Origin of the sequence: Allosphingosinicella sp. (genome assembly GCF_036570505.1) — a bacterium.
Lineage (GTDB): Bacteria > Pseudomonadota > Alphaproteobacteria > Sphingomonadales > Sphingomonadaceae > Allosphingosinicella.
The window spans coordinates 1-4292 of the sequence record NZ_DATCYB010000023.1; the positions used below are offsets into that span (position 1 = coordinate 1).

Consider the following 4292-nt stretch of genomic DNA (forward strand, 5'->3'; position numbering starts at 1 on the left):
CAGTTTTTAGCGTTGACGGCCATGATCTTCCCTTGGCTGTATGGGAAGCGCTGGGGTCGCGCCTCCCGATCAAAGTGTTCAGCGGCGGCGCGCGTTCCACGCGCCGACGGATTTTCTAGACGCGGCGGCGCTTGGACGGCCGGACGCCATTGTGCGGGATCGGCGTCACGTCGCGGATGGACGTGATCTGGAAGCCGACCGCCTGGAGGGCGCGAAGGGCGCTCTCACGACCCGAACCGGGGCCCTTCACTTCCACCTCGAGGGTGCGGACGCCATGGTCGGCGGCCTTCTTGCCCGCGTCTTCCGCCGCGACCTGGGCGGCGTAGGGCGTCGACTTGCGGCTGCCCTTGAAGCCCATCATGCCGGCCGAGGACCAGGCGATGGCGTTGCCCTGGGCGTCGGTGATGGTGATCATCGTATTGTTGAAGCTGGCGTTCACATGCGCGACGCCGGCGGTGATGTTCTTGCGCTCGCGCCGCCGAAGGCGCTGAGGTTCGCGTGCCATATTTCTCTACCTATCCTGAGAAGATCACGAAGCTGACGCTTCAGCTTACTTTTTCTTGCCGGCGATGGGCTTCGCCTTGCCCTTGCGGGTGCGCGCATTGGTGTGCGTGCGCTGGCCGCGGACGGGGAGGCCCTTCCTGTGGCGAAGGCCGCGGTAGGACGCGAGGTCCATAAGCCGCTTGATGTTCATCGCCACCTGACGGCGAAGGTCGCCCTCCACCTGGTAGTCGGCGTCGATCGCCTCGCGGATCTGGAGGACTTCCTGGTCGGTCAGATCCTGCACCCGGCGCTCGGTGCCGATGTTCAGCTTGTTCGTGATCTCCTTGGCCTTGGTGCGCCCAATGCCATGGATGTAAGTCAACGCAATTTCCACGCGCTTGTTCGAGGGAATATTTACCCCGGCGATACGTGCCATGTAATCGTTTCTCCTGCTCCACAGGACGGCTGGCAATGCCGTCCTATCTCAGCGCTTTGAACCCCTAAAACAGGCACAGCCGACGCGCGCACGAATGCGCCGCCGGTCGACCGGTTGAACGGGATGGGTGGCAATTAGGGATGCAACGTGCCCGAGTCAAGCCGGAACGCCGGCCGCCACGGAGCAAACGAGCCGCCGCCCGAAAGGAGCGGCGGCTCGATCCAAGGTCAGACCACGCCGAACGCCAGCATGGCATCGGCGACCTTCTTGAAGCCGGCGATGTTGGCCCCCCGGACATAGTCGACGAAGTCGCTGCCGTCGCGGCGGCCATGGGCGAGACAGCGCTCATGGATGCCGTCCATGATGTCGCGGAGCAGCTGCTGGAGCTCGGCTTCCTTCCAGCTTATGCGGGCCGAATTCTGGCTCATTTCGAGACCCGACACGGCGACGCCGCCGGCATTGGCGGCCTTGCCGGGCGCGTAGAGGATCTGCGCGTCGCGAAAGACGTGCGCGCCGTCCAGATCGGTCGGCATGTTCGCCCCTTCCGAGACGGCGATGCATCCGTTCTTGACCAGCGTCCGGGCGTCCTCGACGAGCAGTTCATTCTGGGTCGCGCAGGGAAGGGCGACGTCGCATTCCACGCCCCATGGAGTCCTGCCGGCATGGAAGGTCGCGCCCTTATACTCGTCGGCATATTGGGAAATGCGGCCGCGGCGCCGGGTCTTGTGCGTCTTCACCCAATCGATCTTCTCCTGGGTGATGCCGTCGGGATCGTGGACGAAGCCCTCGCTGTCCGACAGGGTCAGCACCTTGCCGCCCAGTTGCACGACCTTCTCCGCCGCGTGCGTGGCGACATTGCCCGACCCCGAGATGACCGCGCGCTTGCCGACCAGATCATCTCCCTTAGTCTTCAGCATGTTCTCCAGGAAATAGACCGCGCCGTAGCCGGTCGCCTCGGTGCGGATGAGGGAGCCGCCATATTCCAGACCCTTGCCGGTCAGCACGCCCTCGAAGCAGTTGGTGATGCGCTTGTACTGGCCGAACATATAGCCGATCTCGCGGCCGCCGACACCGATGTCGCCTGCGGGGACGTCGATATTGGCGCCGATATGTCGGTAGAGCTCGGTCATGAAGCTCTGGCAAAAGCGCATGATCTCGGCGTCGCTCTTGCCCTTGGGATTGAAGTTCGCGCCACCCTTGCCGCCGCCCATGGGCAGGCCGGTCAGCGCGTTCTTGAAGGTCTGCTCGAAGGCGAGGAACTTCAGCACGCTCTCCGTGACCGACGGATGGAAGCGGATGCCGCCCTTATAAGGGCCGATGGCGTTGTTGTTCTGGACGCGCCAGCCGCGCTGGACGCGAATATTGTGATTGTCGTCCTCCCAGCAAACCCGGAAGGAGACGACCCGATCCGGCTCGGTTATGCGGCGCAGGATCTGCCAGCGGTGATATTCCTCCTTGTCCTGGATGAAGTCGAAAATGTCCTCGGCCACTTCCTGGACCGCCTGGACGAATTCCGGCTGGGCCGGATTGCGCCGCTTCACGCCCTCCATGAAGCCGTTGAAATCGACGTGCTCGGAATCCCTCGGGACAGACCCCCCTCTGTTCATAATCCGCTCCTGATTAGAAATGCGCGTAAAGTCACCCCCTCGGCCCCGCGCGGAGTCGAGAACGGCGCAACCATATCATGTTTTTGCGGAAACCCAGCGCGCGAAGAGATCAGTCGCCTATATGTCGGACAAGTCCTGCAAGCTGCTGCCCGAGCACCTGGTCGACAAGCGGCGCGAGCTTGTCCGCACCGCCCCTGACATAGCCGCCGACGACATAGCTTTGCGACACTTCGGTGCCGCCGTCGACGGGCTTCAGGGACCAGGTAAGCGCCCCAACCACGGCCTCCGACTGGAGCGGCCCGAGCCCGCCCTGGACGCGCAGCACCTGGCCTGGCCGAGCATAGATCACGCGGCCATGCTCGATAGTGCCGCCCCCGGCCGGGATGACTTCACAGAAGCAGCCTCCGGCCTTTGCTTCTAGGGTCATATTGGCGGCGTTGCCGGAATAGGTGTGCTCCGAGTTCCACCACTCGCCAACGCGGGTTAGCGCGGCATAGGTTTCCGCCGGGTCGGCTGACACCACCGCCTTGTTCTCGATGTCGAAGCCGCTGGGGGTGGCCGATTTCACCTCCGCTGCTGCCGGAACAGCAACGCAGGTCGACAAAATGAGAAGAGTGATGTGCCTCATGCCGAGCTCCCCCGCGGAAACGAACGCTCAGCTTCTCATTTTTCTTACGGAAGTGAAATGGGATTTTCGGGGATCAGTGTCCGTCCAGAATCGCCTCTATCGCCTCGTTCACCTCGGCGATGGGCGCCATGCCGTCGACCCGGCGGATGAGGCCCCTGGCCTCATAATGGGGGAGGATCGGCGCGGTCTTGGCGCGATATTCGGCGAGGCGGTTGCGCACCGTCTCTTCATTGTCGTCGGGGCGGCGCTTGAACTGGTGCGATCCGCAAACGTCGCAGGTGCCTTCGACCGTCGGCCGCTTGTAACGGTCGTGATAACCTTCGCCGCAGACGGCGCAGGAGAAGCGGCCGGTGATGCGGTCGACCAGCGCATCCTCGTCGACGACGAGCTCAATGACGTAATCGAGCTTCATTCCTTTCTCTTCGAGCAACCGTTCGAGCGATTCCGCCTGGGTGGCGGTGCGCGGGTAGCCGTCGAGGATGAAGCCCGAAGCCACGTCGTCCTGGTCGAGACGGTCGGACAGGATGCCGGTCACGATCACGTCCGAGACGAGATCGCCCGCGTCCATCACCGCCTTGGCCTTGAGGCCCACCTCGGTGCCGGCGGCGACGGCGGCGCGGAGCATGTCGCCGGTCGACAGCTGGACCATCCCGCGCTCGGCCTCCAGCCGGCTCGCCTGAGTTCCCTTACCCGCCCCCGGGGGACCCAGCAGAATGATGTTCACCGCGCGCGCCCGCCCTTCAGCTTAGCCTTCTTGATGAGGTCGCCATATTGGTGGGCGATGAGGTGGCTCTGGATCTGCGTCACCGTATCCATCGTCACGTTGACGACGATCAGCAGGCTGGTGCCGCCGAGGTAAAACGGAATGCCGGCCCGGGCGATCAGATATTCCGGAATGAGGCAGATCAGCACAAGATAAGCCGCGCCCACCACGGTGATGCGGGTCAGCACATAATCGAGATATTCCTCGGTCCGCTTGCCGGGCCGGATGCCGGGGATGAAGCCGCCATAGCGCTTCAGATTATCGGCCGTCTCCTCCGGATTGAACACCACGGCCGTGTAGAAGAAGCAGAAGAAGGCGATGCCGGCGCCATAGAGGAACATGTAGAGCGGCGCGCCGTGCTGGAGCGCGGTCGTG

6 protein-coding genes are annotated in these 4292 nt (G+C 63.6%); all 6 read right to left on the reverse strand.

Features of this window, described 5'->3' with window-relative positions; all coding sequences use genetic code 11:
- Positions 1-115 precede the first annotated feature (115 nt).
- Positions 116-505 (reverse strand): 30S ribosomal protein S11, encoded by a 390-nt coding sequence (rpsK, locus tag VIR62_RS01750; RefSeq protein ID WP_109270982.1) that lies wholly within the window; start codon positions 503-505, stop codon positions 116-118.
- A 45-nt stretch (positions 506-550) separates the two neighbouring features.
- Positions 551-919, reverse strand: coding sequence for a 30S ribosomal protein S13 (gene rpsM / locus VIR62_RS01755; protein ID WP_431868166.1), 369 nt, complete (start codon positions 917-919; stop codon positions 551-553).
- Positions 920-1146: 227 nt separating this feature from the next.
- Entirely contained in the window at positions 1147-2526 is a 1380-nt protein-coding gene (gene gdhA / locus VIR62_RS01760; protein ID WP_431868168.1) for an NADP-specific glutamate dehydrogenase, read from the reverse strand.
- Between the two features lie 109 nt (positions 2527-2635).
- Complete coding sequence (locus tag VIR62_RS01765; RefSeq protein ID WP_431868170.1) at positions 2636-3154, reverse strand: ATPase; 519 nt, start codon at positions 3152-3154, stop codon at positions 2636-2638.
- Positions 3155-3227: 73 nt separating this feature from the next.
- Positions 3228-3878 carry an adenylate kinase gene (locus VIR62_RS01770; RefSeq protein WP_431868172.1) on the reverse strand — a complete coding sequence of 217 codons (651 nt, stop codon included), beginning with the start codon at positions 3876-3878 and terminating at the stop codon, positions 3228-3230.
- On the reverse strand, positions 3875-4292 hold a 418-nt coding region (locus VIR62_RS01775), incomplete at its 5' end, for a preprotein translocase subunit SecY (RefSeq protein WP_431868173.1). The genes VIR62_RS01770 and VIR62_RS01775, both read right to left, overlap by 4 nt.

What these genes read in the sequence shown, in the direction of transcription:
- rpsM (WP_431868166.1), bottom strand. Translation starts at nt 919, where the DNA reads ATGGCACGTATCGCCGGGGTAAATATTCCCTCGAACAAGCGCGTGGAA.
- gdhA (WP_431868168.1), bottom strand. Translation starts at nt 2,526, where the DNA reads ATGAACAGAGGGGGGTCTGTCCCGAGGGATTCCGAGCACGTCGATTTC.
- rpsK (WP_109270982.1), bottom strand. Translation starts at nt 505, where the DNA reads ATGGCACGCGAACCTCAGCGCCTTCGGCGGCGCGAGCGCAAGAACATC.
- VIR62_RS01765 (WP_431868170.1), bottom strand. Translation starts at nt 3,154, where the DNA reads ATGAGGCACATCACTCTTCTCATTTTGTCGACCTGCGTTGCTGTTCCG.